Origin of the sequence: Salmonella sp. 32120201201600049SM (assembly GCF_017572835.1) — a bacterium.
Lineage (GTDB): Bacteria > Pseudomonadota > Gammaproteobacteria > Enterobacterales > Enterobacteriaceae > Salmonella > Salmonella enterica.
In genome coordinates this window covers 155168-173579 of sequence record NZ_JAGESA010000007.1, presented here as the reverse complement: position 1 = coordinate 173579, position 18412 = coordinate 155168, and the positions used below count along the sequence as shown (strand labels likewise).

Sequence of the window (18412 nt, the reverse complement as noted above, 5' to 3'; positions counted from 1 at the left end):
GGTAATGTCGTGGACCATTTGCCTATATTTTGTCAATTACGCGACCGCGACTGTCTGATCGTCGGCGGTGGCGATGTCGCAGAACGCAAAGCACGGTTACTGCTGGAAGCAGGCGCACGTTTAACGGTCAATGCGCTAACCTTTATTCCACAGTTCACCGTATGGGCAAATGAAGGCATGTTGACTCTGGTTGAGGGACCGTTCGACGAAACGCTTCTCGACTCGTGTTGGCTGGCGATCGCGGCCACTGACGACGATACCGTCAACCAGCGTGTCAGCGACGCGGCGGAGTCACGCCGTATCTTCTGCAACGTGGTGGATGCGCCGAAAGCCGCCAGCTTTATCATGCCCTCCATTATTGACCGCTCGCCGCTGATGGTCGCCGTCTCCTCGGGCGGCACTTCCCCGGTGCTGGCGCGTCTGCTGCGCGAGAAACTGGAATCGCTGCTGCCGCAGCATCTGGGGCAGGTCGCGCGCTATGCCGGGCAACTCCGCGCCCGGGTGAAAAAGCAGTTTGCCACGATGGGCGAGCGTCGTCGCTTCTGGGAAAAATTTTTCGTCAATGACCGGCTGGCGCAGTCGCTGGCGAATGCCGATGAGAAAGCGGTTAACGCGACAACCGAACGCCTGTTTAGCGAACCGCTGGATCACCGTGGCGAAGTCGTGCTGGTCGGCGCCGGGCCGGGCGATGCCGGACTGCTGACGCTGAAAGGGTTACAACAAATCCAACAGGCGGATATCGTGGTTTACGATCGCCTCGTCTCCGACGACATTATGAACCTGGTACGCCGCGATGCCGATCGGGTCTTTGTGGGGAAACGCGCGGGTTACCACTGCGTCCCACAGGAGGAAATCAACCAGATCCTGCTGCGTGAAGCGCAAAAAGGTAAACGCGTGGTACGCCTGAAAGGCGGCGATCCCTTTATCTTTGGTCGCGGCGGCGAAGAGCTGGAAACGCTGTGTCATGCCGGTATTCCTTTCTCGGTAGTGCCGGGGATTACCGCGGCTTCCGGCTGCTCCGCCTACTCCGGTATTCCGCTAACCCATCGCGATTACGCCCAGAGCGTACGTCTGGTCACCGGTCACCTGAAAACCGGCGGCGAGCTGGACTGGGAAAACCTGGCGGCAGAAAAACAGACGCTGGTGTTCTACATGGGGCTGAATCAGGCAGCGACTATCCAGGAAAAACTGATCGCATTCGGTATGCAGGCCGATATGCCGGTTGCGCTGGTAGAAAACGGTACCTCTGTGAAGCAACGCGTCGTCCACGGTGTGCTGACGCAGCTCGGTGAATTAGCGCAACAGGTTGAAAGCCCGGCGCTGATTATCGTTGGCCGGGTCGTTGGCTTACGCGATAAATTAAATTGGTTCTCTAATTATTAATTAAAATAACGCCCTGTTATTCAGGGCTTTATTTTACAACTACTCGTAATCTCAAATTATTTTTACTTAAAAGTGAATTAAGAAACTAACTTTAAATACACCGGATAAATTTAAATAATAATAATTCTGCCTAAAAACCCTTTTACTCGTCAAATTCACCTCTTATTCATTCATACAATAAATAACACCGTTAAGCACTCAATTTGACCTGACCTGGTTATCGGGTGATAAAATAAACACTAAAGCATAATTTTTCTTCTGGCCATTTCATCATTGCCTGTACCGCTCTCTGCATATGTTTAGTACGCAAGGAAAACATTAATTAAGGATGAACCCTATGCAAAAGAAAAAACTTATTTCTATCGCTATCGCTTTAACGCTACAAAGTTATTACATTCCGGCCATCGCCGCAGAAAATAACGATGATGAAAAAGAATGTCCCAGTAATATCTCCTCCCTGCCTAAAGAAAAACGCGCAAAACTCTCACCGACCTGCCTTGCTACACCTGAAAATGATAATCACTGGGGCTGGGTTGCTGGCGGCGTTGCTGCACTGGTCGCAGGTGTGGCTATTGGCGTTGAAAATAACGGTGGCGGAGATTCTAATCATTCTTATACCCCCCCTACGCCCGATAATGGCGGCGACGTTACCCCGCCTGACGATGGCGGCAACGTCACCCCGCCTGACGATGGCGGCGATGACAATGTGATCCCACCCGATGATAGCGGCGATGATGATGTGACCCCACCCGACGATAGCGGCGATGACGATGTAACCCCACCCGACGATAGCGGCGATGACGATGTAACCCCGCCCGACGATAGCGGCGATGACGATGTGACCCCGCCCGACGATAGCGGCGATGACGATGTAACCCCGCCCGATGATAGCGGCGATGACGATGTGACCCCGCCCGACGATAGCGGCGATGACGATGTAACCCCGCCCGATGATAGCGGCGATGACGATGTGACCCCGCCCGACGATAGCGGCGATGACGATGTGACCCCGCCCGACGATAGCGGCGATGACGATGTAACCCCGCCCGATGATAGCGGCGACGACGACGACACGCCCCCAGATGACTCTGTTATTACCTTCAGCAACGGCGTCACCATCGATAAAGGCAAAGACACCCTGACCTTCGATAGCTTCAAACTGGATAACGGCAGCGTTCTCGAGGGTGCCGTGTGGAATTATTCAGAACAGGACAACCAGTGGCAGCTCACCACCGCAGACGGTAAAACGCTGAACGTCACCGGCTGGGACGTGACCGACGCCAATGCCGCCGTGATTGAAGGCACCCAGGAAAACGGTCTCTACTGGAAGTACGACAGCCGTGGCTATCTGATTATTGCCGACGATAAAACCACCGTTATCAGCGGCGATGACCAGGAGCATAATTCCGATCGCGGCATGGATATCAGCGGCCAGGATCGCACCGGCGTGATTATTTCCGGCGATCGAACCGTCAACACGCTCACCGGGGACTCCAGTGTGACCGACGGCGCCACCGGCATGGTTATCTCCGGTGACGGCACTACCAACACCATTTCGGGCCACTCAACGGTGGACAACGCCACCGGCGCGCTGATTTCCGGCAACGGCACCACCACTAATTTCGCCGGTGACATTGCCGTGAGCGGCGGCGGCACCGCCATCATCATCGACGGCGACAACGCCACGATTAAGAATACCGGTACCTCTAACATCAGCGGCGCAGGCTCCACCGGCACCGTCATTGACGGCAATAACGCCCGCGTCAACAATGACGGTGATATGACCATCACCGACGGCGGCACCGGCGGCCACATTACCGGCGACAACGTGGTTATCGATAACGCCGGGAGCACTACCGTCAGCGGCGCAGACGCCACGGCGCTGTATATCGAAGGCGACAACGCGCTCGTTATCAACGAAGGTAATCAGACTATCTCCGGCGGCGCCGTCGGTACGCGCATTGACGGCGACGACGCCCATACCACCAATACCGGTGATATCGCGGTGGATGGCGCGGGCTCTGCCGCCGTGATTATCAACGGCGACAACGGCAGCCTGACCCAGGCGGGCGATCTGCTGGTCACCGACGGCGCGATGGGCATCATCACCTACGGCACCGGAAATGAAGCAAAAAATACCGGCAACGCCACCGTGCGTGATGCGGACTCGGTGGGTTTTGTGGTTGCAGGCGAAAAAAACACCTTCAAAAACAAAGGGGATATTGACGTCAGCCTTAACGGCACCGGCGCGCTGGTGAGCGGCGATATGTCGCAGGTTACGCTGGATGGCGATATTAACGTTGTCTCAGTCCAGGACAGCGAAGGCGTGTTTAGCTCAGCGACAGGGGTGAGCGTGAGCGGCGACAACAACGCCGTTGATATCACCGGCAACGTAAATATCAGCGCCGACTACGGGCAGGATGATCTGGCTGCCGGGGCTCCCCCGTTAACCGGCGTTGTCGTCGGCGGTAACGGCAATACCGTTACCCTTAATGGCGCGCTGAATATTGATGACAACGATCTGTCCGCCACCGGCGGACAATACCTGGACGTTGTTGGCCTGAGCGTAACAGGTGATGATAACGACGTTGAGATTGACGGCGGTATTAATATCACCCACAGCGAGGATCCACTTGATGGAACCTCTGCAGACATTACCGGCATCAGCGTCAGCGGTAACAGTACCGTTACGCTAAACGGTCATTCTACCATTGATACCAACACGGTAGTGGGAGGTCACGTTGTACTGGCGCGGGTCAACAACGGCGGCTCCCTGATTCTGGATGATGACTCGGTTGTTGACGTTAATGTCAGTTATATACCCACAGGCTATTACACCTACAACGCGTTGCTGATGGCTGATGGCGAAGGCACATCAATTGAAAATAAAGGCGATATTACAAGCCATGGCGTGTATTCCGTCATTCGCGCAGATAACGGCTCGGAAGTCAGCAACAGCGGAGATATTCTGGTCTACGCGACCAGTAGCAACAGTAGTGAGGATCGTGCAGCCATCACAAGGGCTAGTGGCGAGGGATCGGCTGTTCATAACAAAGCCGGCGGCGATATCACCCTCATTTCTGATCAGACGCCGCAGGGCAGTGGCGGTATTGAAGTATACCCATTGAAATGGTACACCCACACCTTTTACGCCATGATGGCTTCGGATTATGGCGATGTCGTTAACGATGAGGGCGCCACGATCCATTTGCAGGGGGCAGGTGTATATGGCGTTACCGCCAGCCGAGGTAAAGCACTAAACGAAGGCGATATCTATCTGGATGGCCTTGTCCCGACGCTGGACGATGAAAATAACATCACCAGCACCAGCTACTGGCAGCCATCATCGCTCTATCTCACCAGCTCAGGAATGGTGGCGGGTTCCACCGATGCCGATGGCGACGCCACCGCCATCAACACCGGCAACATTACCGTCAACAACGCCGGGTTCGGCATGATGGCGCTTAATGGCGGCACCGCCATTAACCAGGGCGTGATCACCCTGACCGCCGATGACGGCGTGACCGGCCAGGCAAACGAGCTGGTCGGGATGGCGGCGCTCAACGGCGGCGTCGTCATCAACGACACCAGCGGCGTGATTAACATCGACGCCGATTACGGCCAGGCGTTTCTGAGCGACAGTTCCAGCTACATCATCAATAACGGCTCTATCAACCTTAACGGCAGCCCGATGGATGATACTGATTCACACATGGGCGGCACGCCAACGGACAAAATCTGGATTCAGTCTCTGCCCGGCAGCGGCGACAGCGACACCAGGACCTCCGACACAGGTTTCTTCACCGCCGGTACGCTGGCCAACTACGGTACTGAAACCCTGAACGGCGATGTGGACGTTAACGGGGGCTGGCTGTACAACGAAGCGGGCGCCTCGCTCACCGTCAACGGCACCGTGACGATTAACGGCGGGGCTAACGCGCTGGCTAACTACGGGACGCTGGACGCGGACGCTATTTCCACCTGGCACAGCCTCTTTAATGAAGCGGACGGCAGCATCACCACCGATCTGTTAACCCTTAATGGCGACGTCACTTTTTACAATAACGGCGATTTCACCGGCTCCATAGCGGGCACCAGCTACCAGCAGGAAATCGTCAATACTGGCGATATGACGGTGGCGGAAGATGGCAAATCGCTGGTCAGCGGCAGCTTCTATTTCTATAACGAAGAGGACGCAACGCTTACCAACAGCGGCAGCGCGGTGGAAGGCGGCGAGAACACCATCATCAATCTGACGCGCGCCAACGATTCGCTGACCCAGGTGAACAGCGGCACCATCACCGCCACTAACGGTTACAGCGCCATCACCACGGTCAACGGCAGCAATGACCCCAAATGGATCTGGAACACCGCAACCGGCGTGATTAACGGTATTAACCCGGATGCGCCGCTAATCAATTTGGGCCGCGGCTATAACTTCGGCAACCAGGGCACTATCAACGTGCAGGGCGATAACGCCGTGGCGATTAGCGGCGGCACCAGCAGTTATGTCATTAACCTGGTCAATAGCGGCACCATCAACGTCGGTACCGAGCAGGGCAAGGAGGACGGCACCAACGGCACCGGGCTTATCGGCATCAAGGGCAACGGTAATGCCACCACCATAAACAACACCGCAGACGGCGTGATCAACGTTTACGCGGATGACTCGTATGCGTTTGGCGGCAAGACCAAAGCCATCATCAACAACGGCGAAATCAACCTGCTGTGCGACAGCGGCTGCGACATCTACGCGCCGGGTACTACGGGCACGCAGAACGACCATAACGGGACAGCGGACATCGTCATCCCGGATGCGACTACCGCCCCGACCGAGGGCAGCATCCCGACGCCGCCAGCGGATCCCAACGCGCCGCAGCAGCTCTCCAACTATATTGTTGGCACCAACGCCGACGGTAGCTCCGGTACGCTGAAAGCCAATAACCTGGTGATTGGCGACAACGTGAAGGTGGATACCGGCTTTACCAGCGGTACGGCGGATACCACCGTGGTGGTGGATAACGCCTTCACCGGCAGCAATATCCAGGGCGCGGACAACATCACTTCCACCAGCGTGGTGTGGAACGCCCAGGGTAGCCAGGATGCCGACGGCAACGTTGACGTCACCATGACCAAAAACGCCTATGCCGATGTGGCGACCGACGGCTCGGTAAGCGACGTGGCGCAGGCGCTGGACGCCGGTTACACCAACAACGAGCTGTACACCAGCCTTAACGTGGGTACTACCGCCGAGCTGAACAGCGCACTCAAGCAGGTGAGCGGTGCTCAAGCCACCACGGTATTCCGTGAAGCGCGTGTACTCAGCAACCGCTTTACCATGCTGGCCGACGCCGCGCCGCAGATCAAAGATGGCCTGGCGTTCAACGTGGTGGCGAAAGGCGACCCGCGCGCGGAGCTGGGCAACGACACCCAGTACGATATGCTGGCATTACGCCAGACGTTGGATCTCACCGCCAGCCAGAATCTGACGCTGGAGTACGGTATTGCGCGTCTGGATGGCGACGGTTCGAAAACCGCAGGCGATAACGGCCTGACCGGCGGCTACAGCCAGTTCTTTGGCCTGAAGCACAGCATGGCGTTTGATGAAGGTCTGGCGTGGAACAACAGCCTGCGTTATGACGTGCACAACCTCGACAGCAGCCGTTCTGTCGCCTATGGCGATGTCAACAAAATTGCCGACTCCGACATGCGTCAGCAGTACCTTGAGTTTCGCAGTGAAGGGGCGAAAACTTTCACCATGATGAGTGATACGCTGAAAGTCACGCCGTATGCCGGAGTGAAATTCCGTCACACCATGGAAGATGGCTACAAAGAGCGCAGCGCCGGAGATTTTAACCTGTCCATGAACTCTGGCAACGAAACGGCGGTAGACTCTATTGTCGGCCTGAAGCTGGATTACGCCGGGAAAGACGGCTGGAGCGCCACCGCTACCTTGGAAGGCGGCCCGAACCTGAGCTACAGCAAGAGCCAGCGTACAGCGTCATTACAGGGTGCGGCGGGTCAATCGTTCGGCGTGGATGACGGTCAAAAAGGCGGCGGCGTTAATGGTCTGGCAACCATCGGCGTGAAATACAGCAGCAATGATACCGCGCTACATCTGGATGCCTACCAGTGGAAGGAAGACGGTATCAGCGATAAAGGCTTTATGCTTAACGTTAAGAAAACATTTCGTTAAATAAACGACATTATATAACACTAATAAAGGCCGCTTATTATTAAGCGGCCTTTTTAAATCATATCCCCTGGTAAAGATAAAGTCCTTATTTGGACTACCTGGATGATTCATTAATTGCTATCGTACTATACGCTAAATAGATCTTATATTTATTCCATCAGTAGTGCTCGTTTTATCAACAAGGATTTTGAAATGTTTAAATTTGTAAAAATTGCCGTTGTGGCAGGGGTTCTGGCGACGCTCACTGCTTGTACTGGTCATATCGAAAACAAAAAAAATAACTGCAGCTACGATTATTTGCTGCACCCTGCAATTTCTATTTCTAAAATTATTGGCGGTTGCGGCCCGGCTGCCGATCAATAATAGAAACGACTGCGCAGATACAAAAAAACCGGGATTTTCCCGGTTTTTTTACAGGTCTGATAAACGGTACGGCGCAGATGCCTTGTCCAACTTACGCTCGTTTGTAGGCCCGATAAGCTCGCGCCATCGGGCACGCAATACCCCTTACGGTTTCGCCACAAAGCCAATGGCTTCGTAAACGGCTTTCAGCGTTTCGGCCGCACGTGCGCTGGCTTTTTCCGCCCCGTCTTTCATCACCTTCTGCAAGAACGCTTCGTCGTTGCGGAAACGGTGATAGCGCTCCTGCAACTCAGACAACATTCCGGAAACCGCCTCCGCCACTTCGCCTTTCAAATGGCCATACATTTTACCTTCAAACTGTTTTTCCAGTTCAGGAATGCTCTGACCGGTCACGGCGGAAAGAATATCCAGCAGGTTAGAGACACCCGCTTTCTCTTTCACATCATAACGCACTACCGGCGGCTCGTCGGAGTCAGTGACCGCACGTTTGATTTTCTTCACTACCGATTTCGGATCTTCCAGCAGGCCGATCACGTTATTACGGTTATCGTCCGATTTGGACATTTTCTTCGTCGGCTCCAGCAACGACATCACACGCGCGCCGGATTTTGGAATAAACGGTTCCGGTACTTTGAAAATATCGCCATACAGCCCGTTAAAACGCTGGGCGATATCGCGGCTCAGTTCCAGATGCTGCTTCTGATCTTCGCCTACCGGCACCAGATTGGTTTGGTACAACAGGATGTCTGCCGCCATCAGCACCGGGTAATCAAACAGGCCGGCGTTAATGTTTTCCGCATAGCGCGCAGATTTATCTTTAAACTGCGTCATACGGCTCAGCTCGCCGAAATAGGTATAGCAGTTCAGCGCCCAGCCAAGCTGCGCATGTTCTGGCACATGGGACTGAACGAAAATAGTGCTCTTTTCAGGATCAATACCACATGCCAGGTACAGCGCCAGCGTATCCAGCGTCGCTTTACGTAGCTGCTGCGCGTCCTGACGCACGGTAATAGCATGTTGGTCTACGATGCAGTAGATGCAATGATAGTCATCCTGCATGTTTACCCACTGACGCAATGCCCCCATATAGTTGCCAATGGTCAATTCACCTGAGGGCTGTGCGCCACTAAAAACGATGGGCTTAGTCATTTTTTATTTCCTGGTTATCGCTATGCGGAAGCCCAAGTGCGGGCAAAAGATCGTTAAAACTGTCATAAATGACGTCCGGCTCGCTAAGGGCGATCGCTTCGCCATAATTGTAGCCGTATGTCAGGCCAACCGAAGGGCAGCCCGCCGCTTTTGCTGCCTGAATATCATTACGCGAATCGCCGACAAAAAGCATCTGCTCCGGCATCATGCCCAGCCGGCTTGCCACCAGCAACAGCGGCTCCGGATGCGGCTTCTTATTTTGCACATCATCGCCGCCGATAACCACACTAAAGTATTTGGCGATATCAAGCGATTCCAGCAACGGCGCGACGAACGGCGTCGGTTTGTTGGTCACCAGACCTAATGACAATCCGCTGGCGTGCAGCGCACCCAGCGTGTCGGCGACATGCGGAAATAAAAAGGTGCCTTCTTCCGCCACTTCGCCATAATACCTGTCGAACAGTTTACGCAGAATGCGTACCTGTTCCTCGGCAGGAATATCTTCATCAACGGGCGGTTTCCCCATCGTCTTACGCAGCGTGGCGCGCTCCTCGCGAGCCCAGGTCAGCGCGCGTTCCATCAATACGTCTGCGCCGTTACCAATCCAGGTAATCACGCGCTCCTCGCCCGCGACCGGCAGTTCCAGCGCATACAGCGCCATATCTACCGCCGCGGCAAGACCCGGCGCGCTATCCACCAGCGTACCGTCAAGATCAAAGGCGACGCCCCGAATATTCTTTAACTTATCCATGACTTACCTTTGCCAGCTCACTGCGCATTTCATCAATCACTTTTTTGTAGTCGGGTTTATCGAAAATTGCCGACCCCGCAACAAACATGTCCGCACCTGCTGCGGCGATCTCGCCGATATTGTTCACCTTCACGCCGCCGTCCACTTCCAGGCGAATGTCGTAACCGGAGGCATCAATGCGGCGACGCACTTCGCGCAGTTTATCCAGCGTCTGCGGAATAAAAGACTGGCCGCCGAAGCCTGGGTTCACGGACATCAGCAGGATCACATCCAGTTTGTCCATGACGTAATCGAGATAACTGAGCGACGTTGCCGGGTTGAATACCAGCCCCGCTTTACAGCCGTGTTCTTTAATCAACTGTAGCGTGCGGTCAACATGTTCGGAGGCTTCCGGGTGAAAAGTAATGATGCTCGCGCCAGCGGCGGCAAAGTCGGGCACGATACGGTCGACTGGCTTGACCATCAGGTGGACATCAATAGGCGCGGTAATACCGTATTGACGCAGGGATTTCAGCACCATCGGGCCGATAGTCAGGTTCGGCACATAGTGATTATCCATGACGTCAAAGTGTACAACATCAGCACCGGCAGCCAGCGCTTTGGCGGTGTCTTCACCCAGGCGAGCAAAATCAGCCGACAGAATTGAGGGGGCAATCAAATACTGTTTCATCCGCTTCTCCTTGAGAATTATTTTCTTGCAGGCGTTGCGACTCCTGGTTGGTACAGAGCCAGCAGTTCGTCCACCTTTTTACGTGTGCCGCCGTTGCTGCTTATACTGCGTCTAACTTTGACGACATGCAATTTTGCGAGTTGATACCACTCGCGTGTGAGCGCCGTATCATGGTTGGAAATGAGCACCGGTATCCGGTTACTGACCAGATTCTCAGCGATTTCCGCCAGATGCGCTTGTTGCGTCAGGCTAAAACTATTGGTGTGATACGCTGTGAAGTTAGCCGTGGCGGACAGCGGCGCATAAGGCGGATCGCAATAGACCACCGACGACTTGTCCGCACGCGCCATACTGTCTGCGTATGACTCACAGTAAAAGAACGCATTCTGCGCTTTTTCTGCAAAGTGGTACAACTCCGCTTCCGGGAAGTAAGGTCTTTTATAACGACCAAACGGTACATTAAATTCCCCGCGCAAGTTATAGCGGCAGAGTCCGTTATAACCGTAGCGGTTCAGATATAAAAACAGTACCGCCCGACGAAAGGGGTCCTGGCAGGTGTTGAACTCCTCACGGAGTTGGTAATAGACCTCAGCCTGGTTAGTTTCAGGCATAAACAGCTCGCGCGAAGCCTGTACATACTCGTCAGTACGTAACTTCACGATGTTATAGAGGCTAATAAGGTCGCTGTTGATATCGGCGAGGATATAACGAGAAAAGTCGGTGTTAAGAAACACCGATCCGGCACCCACAAAAGGTTCGACAAGGCACTCGCCTTTTGGCAAATGTCGTTTGATATCATCAAGCAGAGGGTATTTTCCCCCTGCCCACTTCAAAAAAGCGCGATTTTTTTTCATGCTGACTAACTAATTACACCTTCTCCGGCTGTGGAGAAAGCTCCGACAGCATCCTGCGCTTTAGGCTGTGCCGCGTTGCTTTACGGCGCATTTGACGGTAGCAAATGCGCCCCTCGCGCCTGTCCTGAACAAAAATAGCTGTCAGCGACACTCACAGGCAATTGCAGGACACAGCCTGGATTATTTCAGATCGGCCTGAACCTGATGCAACGGTTTTGCCCACGGGTTTTTCGCCTGCACATCGGCAGGTAAGGTGGACACTGCACGTTTAGCATCTTCTTTCGAAGCATACATCCCCGTTACCAGCACATACCACGGTTGTCCATTACGCGTCGTCTCGTATACCACATAATTTTTCAGGTTCTCTTTCTTCGCCCAACCGTTCAGGTTGTCGTAATTTGAAGAACTACTGAGCTGCAATGTGTAGTGGCTGGATGGCGCGCTCTTTAAGGCGCCAACGTTGCCAGCGCTTTTCCCGCCGCCTGCGACAGGCGTCGTCGAGGCTTGCGCTGGCTTCGCGGTTTGTACCGGCGCAGCGCTTGCCGTCGCTGTCGGAGCAGCCGTCGTGGTGGTCGCTTTCGGCGTCGCGGCTGGCGCTGCCGGTTCCGTGCGTTTCACTGGCGCGACCGGTTTCTTCGGTTCCGCAGTGGTGGTTTTCGCCGTGGTCTGCGGTTTCTTAGGTTCAATGACGGCCTGTTTACGTTCCGGACGCGTGGTATGACGCTCGGTAGGTTCGCTAACCGCTGCCTGACGCGTCGTGCTGCCATTGCGAACTGGCGCGACGGTTGCAGGCTCTGTCGGCAACGTAGAGTTCACCGCAACATTGTTCATCTGCTCTGGATTCTGCGTCAGCGCATTATTCAGATCGCCCTGCACTTCCACGCGCTGCTGACCGTCAGCGACCACAGGCGACTGTCCCTGCGTCGGCGTTGAAGAAATCGGCGGCAACGAAATATCCTGCGACGTATTGCCCGCGGTTTGTTCTGCGGAGGTGGCGCCCGGCGCAGGCTGGGTCGCATTCGCCTGATCGGCGGCGTTACCGGAAAGATCGATACTCTTTTCGCCAGAGGCCGACGGCTCGCTGGAAGACGTAGAGGGGGCTTTCAGCGCGGAGCCGATACCGATAATCAACAGCAGCAGCACCAGTACGCCAACGCCCATCATCATGTACTGACGAGAGGCTGGCTTATGGGCCGCTTTTTTACGCTTACGTGGACGGCGTTCAACACGCTCTTCGTCCACCGTATCGTCTTCATCGGATTCGTACTCTTCTTCAACTTCAGGTTCTTCACTACGCGCTTTACGCGTACGCGTCGGACGGCGATCGTCGGCGTCCAGATCAACGTCATCAAAGTTGATCTGCGGCTCATTATCGCGTTCTGAAGATTGACGAGAACGACCAGTACGACGATCGCTGGGATCGGGTTTCAGCTCGTCTTCTGGTTTGAATTCATCCATTTAACACCCCACTCAAAGGTTAATGCTTACGACATTGCACATAACCTGAAGCTAAAAGACTGACATCTACGCAATATCAGTCTGACCTTTCTTGTTGTTACGCCTGCTGACAGTCAGCAATCGCGCTAAGAACGACTTCGTGCGACACTCCGCCGCGCACTTCACTTTTCCCTATGGCCAGCGGAAGCACTAAACGCAGCTCCCCCGCTAACACTTTTTTATCTCGCAGCATGTGCGGCAAATAGTCCTGCGCGGACATCTCGCAAGGGCCATTGACTGGCAGCCCGGCCCGTTCGAGTAGAGCGATGATGCGCTGCGTATCAGCAGAACTGAACTGCCCCAAACGCTCGGATGCGCGCGCAGCCATCACTATACCTGCGGCAACGGCTTCACCATGTAACCAATTGCCATATCCCATTTCCGCTTCAATGGCGTGGCCAAAGGTATGTCCAAGATTCAGTAAAGCACGTAAGCCCGCTTCACGCTCGTCGGCGGCAACAACTTCGGCTTTCAGCTCGCAACAACGACGAATACAGTACGCCATCGCCGGGCCGTCCAGACGCAACAGCGCATCCAGATTATCCTCAAGCCAGGTGAAGAAGTCCGCGTCGAGTATAATGCCGTATTTGATCACCTCTGCCAGTCCCGATGCCAGTTCGCGTGCGGGAAGCGTTTTCAGGCAATCAAGATCGACAACCACAGAAGCGGGTTGGTAAAACGCGCCAATCATGTTTTTGCCAAGGGGATGGTTGACGGCGGTCTTCCCGCCCACGGAAGAATCAACCTGCGACAGTAAGGTAGTTGGCACCTGGATGAAACGAACGCCTCGCTGGTAGCTGGCCGCCGCAAAACCGGTAAGATCGCCAATCACGCCGCCGCCAAGCGCGACCAGCGTGGTATCACGACCATGCGGTTTTTTCAGTAACGCCGTAAACACCGTATCCAGCACCGTCAGGCTCTTATACTGCTCGCCGTCAGGAAGAATCACGCTGTCTACGTTAACGCCCGCCCGTTCGAGTACGCCGCGAACCTTGTCCAGATAAAGCGGCGCCAGGGTTTCGTTGGTCACTAACATGACCTGATCGCCTGATTTCAGCGGCAAGAATGAAGCTGGTTCGTTAAACAAACCAGCCGCGATGGTGATCGGGTAACTACGTTCCCCGAGAGTGACTGTAATCCTCTCCATGACGCGACATCCACCTTAGTTACTTGTGCCCGCTTACCCAGCGTATTCTGCTTGAATTAGTTGCTTTCCAGCATATGAATAATCTGGTTTGCCACAACCTTAGCGCTTTGATCGTCGGTGCGAATGGTGACGTCGGCAATCTCTTCGTACAGCGGATTGCGTTCGTTAGCCAGCGCTTCCAGAACTTCGCGAGGCGGTGCTTCAACCTGCAACAGCGGGCGTTTTTTATCACGCTGCGTGCGCGCCAGTTGTTTTTCGATGGTCGTTTCAAGGTAGACCACGACGCCACGCGCGGAGAGACGGTTACGCGTTTCACGCGATTTTACAGAGCCACCGCCGGTTGCCAGCACAATACCCTGTTTTTCCGTCAATTCGTTGATAACTTTTTCTTCACGATTACGGAAGCCGTCTTCACCTTCAACATCGAAGACCCAGCCCACATCAGCTCCGGTTCGTTTCTCAATCTCTTGATCAGAATCGTAAAATTCCATATTGAGTTGTTGAGCTAACTGGCGCCCAATAGTGCTTTTTCCGGCACCCATAGGCCCAACCAGAAAGATATTGCGTTTCTCTGCCATTTTTTCGGTACTACTAAGACTATTCGTTAATGGTAAACCCGCTTCACAGACACCCAGCGCAGCAGGACATGAACTGAAACCTCATAAGATATTGCGAGAGTCAGACTGAAAATTATCTCAATACTCAAGCGGGTTTGGCAACTGAATAAATCACCAAGCCTGATTGTTGCAAAACCCGAGTTAGCGTTGCCGAATGGCGACCAGAACAACATATCCGGCCTACAAATTGCTCTACTTTCAAACAATTGTGCGCAATCCGCAGAACCAATACGTCTGCATCAGCGGACATTCAGCCGTTTATCATCGGTCTTATGCACACCTTCGGCAAGGCAAAGCGCATTAATCAATGCGTAAGCAACGAAAAGCACGACTCTCAAATCGGTACTCCTTGTATGCTAAATACATCCGCACGTCAAATCCCGCAGATGCGTTCAGTGCAAAAACAGCGCTTTTTTATGCATAAATTATTCTGTCGCCACCAGTCTGGGGGTGATAAACACCACTAATTCGCGTCGCTCGTCCTCTTTACCGTCATGGCGGAAGAGCTGACCAAGCCAGGGAATATCCCCCAACAGCGGCACGCTATCGCTACCCGATTTATTTTTTCGCGAAAAAATACCGCCCAGCGCCAGCGTCTCGCCGCTTTTTACCTCTACCTGCGTTTCAATTTCCTGTTTATCTATCGCCAGCACTTCGCCGTCAGCCTGTTGTAGTACCTGACCGGGGACATTCTGGCTGATATGTAACTTCAGGCGGATGCGCCCTTTTTGCAAAACGGTGGGCGTCACCTCCATTCCCAGCACCGCTTCTTTAAATTCCACGGAGGTCGCGCCGCTTTCGCCGCTGGAAACCTGATAAGGAATTTCGCTGCCTTGCTTGATACTGGCTGGCTGCAGATGGGAAGCCAGCAGCCGGGGGCTGGCGATAATATCCAACTGCTGCTTTTGCTCCAGCGCTGACAGCTCCAGATCCAGCAAGCGTCCGTTAATGCGCCCGATGTTAAACCCGACGCGTGAGGTGGCGGCGGCGACGGATAAATCACTGGAAAGCGTCGTCACGTCACCCACCGCGCCCGCTTGCGTCGCGTCAGCCAGCGTCCACTTTACGCCCAGTTCCCGTAGACTCTTTTCGTTAATGGTGACGATATGCGCCGCCAGTTCCACCTGCGCCACCGGCAGATCCATTTGCGATACCCATTTTTCCAGCTCCGCCAGGGCCGCGCGGTTATCGCGCAACAGCAGGCGGTTGGTGCGCTTATCTACCATGATGGTTCCCTTCGCGCTCAGGAGTTTCTCGCCCGCTTTCGCCAGTTCGGCGGCATCGGCGTATTGCAGGCTAATGCTGCGATTTTCCAGCGGTAAATTAGCCTGAAGCCTTAACCGCTCGGCATCCTGCCGCGCACTGTGTTCTTTCTGCCAGGCCTGTGAATGAACATGGAGAATATTCCCCTCCTGACGCAGCACCAGCCCCGCGCTATTGACCACCGTCTGTAGCGCCTGTTTCCACGGCACATCCGTCAGATGTAGCGATAATGTCCCGCTGACGTCCGGCGACACCACCAGATTCTGCCGCTCCTGCTCGGCTAAAGTCTGCAAAACCTGCACCACAGGGACGTCGTCAACCACCAGCGTCACTTTCGCCGCTTTTCCCGCCTGCGCGGCGGGCATCAAGGCTATCAGTATTATGGCTATCCATCGCTTCATTGTCCGCTCCCTGACGTAGCCACCGCCACTGCGGCGGCGCACAATTTTTACCGGTCGTTAACGTTAAGGCTTCCGCCGTCAGGCGGACAATCGTCCAACCGTTTTCCAGCGTCTGCCCTTCTTCCACTCGTCGCCATTTTTGCTGGCTGTCTTTAAGAATGCCTGTCCATCGCTCGCCTTTACGCACCGCGCCCTGATACCGCCACTGCGAGAGTTCCGCTATCCGGCAGCGATCTTCCGGCGGGCGGAAGGGATCGCGCATTCCCGTCAACGTCAGCAAACAAAAACAGAGCAATACACCGCGGCTAGCCTTCATTCGCCAGGCGCTCCAGTTGCAGCGTCATCAATAATTCCGCCCCCTCTTTACGCAATGAAAACCGACTTACGCTCATCTCGCTTTCGGCCAACCGGACAAACAGCGACGGCACCGCATCCCAGGACGTTTTCAGTGCCATTTCTCCCCCCTGCGCCGATGGCTGCCAGTGCAGCAAACGCAGGGGAGGCGCCTGGAAATCTAACGGCGAAAAAGGACGCGGATTTTCCACGGTGCCCCCGAAAAGCGGTTCAGCCGCGACGCTCAGACGGCGCAGATGACGCCACTGTTGCCGGGCGGCCTCGCGCTGCTGGCTTAACCGCGTTTGTTGCGTATCCAGCGTCTTCCAGCCGGGATAGCCCACAGATAACGCAACCGTCAGCGTCAGGCACAGCACGCCTGCACACCAACAAAAAACCCGACCACGGCGCGACATCCCGTACCAGATATCAAAGAGCGCGTTCACGGGCGGCGCTCCTCGTTAACTGATAATGGAACTGCCAGCGCCCTTGCGCATCCTGCCGTGTGGCGCCCGTGCGGTTTAGCGGAAAACTGACATAGTGACGAAGCGATGTCTCAAGCGTGAGCAGGGCGTCAAACGTTCTCGCCAGCCCTTCCAGCTCTAGCGTCTCTTGCTGATAATTGAGGCTTGTCAGCCATGCCTGCTCTGGCAACAGGTTGGCAAGGTCAGTCAAGATAGATTGCCAGGCTTGCGTCAGTTCACGCTGCGCCTGACGTTGTAATCGCGCCTGTTGCTGTCGCTGACGCTGCTGCAACTGCGGTATGTTCGCCGCAAGTGCCGTCGTGCGTCCGTTTTCCGCCGTCAGTAGCAGTTCATTAATCCTCCCCTCCTGCCAAAAAACCAACCGGGCGATCGTCGCGAGGCTTGCTATCAGCAGCAGGGACGCGCCCCATACCACGCACCACAGCCGCAGACGCGCTACGTAATGTTGGCGCCGCCAGGGGAGCAAATTGACAGAATGCGCCATCAGCGTATCTCCCCTATGGCTAAACCCAGCGCAATCGCAAAGCGATAACCGTCCGGCGGAACCGGCGGTTGGCGGACGGTAACGGCGCGCCAGGGGTCGAATTCGTCTTCGGCGCATAACGAAATATGTTCCGGCATGACGGATAACGTCGCGGCAAGGTCATGCAGCGTCGTCGCCTCGCGCGCCGATTTACGCCCCCACGCATAGCGCGTCGCCCACAGCCACTGGCTCTCATCGCGCCAGACCAGACATTGCCGCCCCGAAGGTATAAACGGCAGCAAGCGCTGTAACGCGCAGGCATCGGGCGTTACAGCAGCGATGCGCACATTGAGCGTTTGCGCCAGCGTTAACAGCGCTGAAATTTCTTTGCTTTGCACGGCGGTAACGTTGAACGCAGGGCTTAGCGCATCGTCCTGAAAGTCGAAACGCAATAAGTCCGGATCCATATCCAGCTCACGCGCCATCGTTTGTGAAAGCCATGCGACTTGCTCACGTTCCCGCAGACGCATCGGCGGATGTGGAAAAGCGCGTTGCAATGTCCGATTTGCGGGAAAAGAGAGATAAATACGGTGACGTAGCGGCAGCTCGCGGCTCCAGGGTCGCAGTACGTGAGCCAGCGATTGCGGGTCAGGAATCGTACCCTCTGCCGTGGAGGCGTTCATCAGCGGCAGTCGCCACCAACGTTGCAGGGACCAGCCCGATGCGCCGCGAATAACGGCGATGGCCAGCGCTTCATGCTGCTGAATATGCAATCCTATTTGCCAGGTTTTAAAAGCCATAACGGTCGATCTCCTTATCACCCGTCGCGTTAACGGGTAT

The 18412-nt window shown here is 55.0% G+C and carries 15 protein-coding genes; 3 read left to right on the top strand and 12 right to left on the bottom strand.

The genetic code is table 11. The features are described 5' to 3' along the window. Positions 1–9 precede the first annotated feature (9 nt). The 3 genes from cysG to J4650_RS15590 all read left to right on the top strand — a co-directional run bounded on the left by cysG (position 10) and on the right by J4650_RS15590 (position 7942). Positions 10–1383 (top strand): siroheme synthase CysG, encoded by a 1374-nt coding sequence (gene cysG / locus J4650_RS15600; RefSeq protein WP_000349897.1) that lies wholly within the window; start codon positions 10–12, stop codon positions 1381–1383. 328 nt (positions 1384–1711) lie between these two features. Continuing rightward, positions 1712–7579, top strand: coding sequence for an autotransporter adhesin BigA (gene bigA, locus J4650_RS15595; RefSeq protein WP_077956797.1), 5868 nt, complete (start codon positions 1712–1714; stop codon positions 7577–7579). A gap of 192 nt (positions 7580–7771) precedes the next feature. Continuing rightward, positions 7772–7942 carry a YhfL family protein gene (locus J4650_RS15590; protein WP_000472323.1) on the top strand — a complete coding sequence of 57 codons (171 nt, stop codon included), beginning with the start codon at positions 7772–7774 and terminating at the stop codon, positions 7940–7942. A 144-nt stretch (positions 7943–8086) separates the two neighbouring features. On the opposite strand, the gene trpS is transcribed toward J4650_RS15590, so the two are convergent. From trpS to J4650_RS15530, 12 genes are all read right to left on the bottom strand, one after another. Further along, the gene (gene trpS / locus J4650_RS15585) at positions 8087–9091 is read right to left on the bottom strand and encodes a tryptophan--tRNA ligase (protein WP_000165562.1); all 1005 of its coding nucleotides are present in this window, start codon (positions 9089–9091) and stop codon (positions 8087–8089) included. Next, complete coding sequence (gph, locus tag J4650_RS15580) at positions 9084–9842, bottom strand: phosphoglycolate phosphatase (RefSeq protein ID WP_023993872.1); 759 nt, start codon at positions 9840–9842, stop codon at positions 9084–9086. Before gph ends, trpS begins: the two co-directional genes overlap by 8 nt. After that, positions 9835–10512, bottom strand: a complete 678-nt coding sequence (gene rpe / locus J4650_RS15575; RefSeq protein ID WP_000816286.1) for a ribulose-phosphate 3-epimerase — start codon at positions 10510–10512, stop codon at positions 9835–9837. Before rpe ends, gph begins: the two co-directional genes overlap by 8 nt. A gap of 17 nt (positions 10513–10529) precedes the next feature. Further along, positions 10530–11366, bottom strand: coding sequence for an adenine-specific DNA-methyltransferase (dam, locus tag J4650_RS15570; protein ID WP_000742132.1), 837 nt, complete (start codon positions 11364–11366; stop codon positions 10530–10532). Between the two features lie 180 nt (positions 11367–11546). Continuing rightward, positions 11547–12824, bottom strand: coding sequence for a cell division protein DamX (gene damX, locus J4650_RS15565; protein WP_000343147.1), 1278 nt, complete (start codon positions 12822–12824; stop codon positions 11547–11549). A gap of 97 nt (positions 12825–12921) precedes the next feature. Beyond that, positions 12922–14010 carry a 3-dehydroquinate synthase gene (gene aroB, locus J4650_RS15560; protein ID WP_000439820.1) on the bottom strand — a complete coding sequence of 363 codons (1089 nt, stop codon included), beginning with the start codon at positions 14008–14010 and terminating at the stop codon, positions 12922–12924. Positions 14011–14066: 56 nt separating this feature from the next. Continuing rightward, the gene (aroK, locus tag J4650_RS15555; RefSeq protein ID WP_000818621.1) at positions 14067–14588 is read right to left on the bottom strand and encodes a shikimate kinase AroK; all 522 of its coding nucleotides are present in this window, start codon (positions 14586–14588) and stop codon (positions 14067–14069) included. A gap of 464 nt (positions 14589–15052) precedes the next feature. Next, the gene (gene hofQ, locus J4650_RS15550; RefSeq protein WP_000832803.1) at positions 15053–16291 is read right to left on the bottom strand and encodes a DNA uptake porin HofQ; all 1239 of its coding nucleotides are present in this window, start codon (positions 16289–16291) and stop codon (positions 15053–15055) included. Beyond that, entirely contained in the window at positions 16206–16607 is a 402-nt protein-coding gene (locus J4650_RS15545; protein WP_000648115.1) for a HofP DNA utilization family protein, read from the bottom strand. Before J4650_RS15545 ends, hofQ begins: the two co-directional genes overlap by 86 nt. Continuing rightward, positions 16597–17070 (bottom strand): hypothetical protein, encoded by a 474-nt coding sequence (locus tag J4650_RS15540; protein WP_023181711.1) that lies wholly within the window; start codon positions 17068–17070, stop codon positions 16597–16599. The genes J4650_RS15545 and J4650_RS15540 overlap by 11 nt, the downstream gene beginning before the upstream one ends. Next, positions 17054–17593: a PilN domain-containing protein gene (locus J4650_RS15535; RefSeq protein ID WP_000951390.1), complete on the bottom strand. Its 540-nt coding sequence runs from the start codon at positions 17591–17593 to the stop codon at positions 17054–17056. Before J4650_RS15535 ends, J4650_RS15540 begins: the two co-directional genes overlap by 17 nt. Beyond that, positions 17593–18372: a hypothetical protein gene (locus J4650_RS15530; RefSeq protein WP_023993871.1), complete on the bottom strand. Its 780-nt coding sequence runs from the start codon at positions 18370–18372 to the stop codon at positions 17593–17595. The genes J4650_RS15535 and J4650_RS15530 overlap by 1 nt, the downstream gene beginning before the upstream one ends. Between the last annotated feature and the right edge of the window lie 40 nt (positions 18373–18412).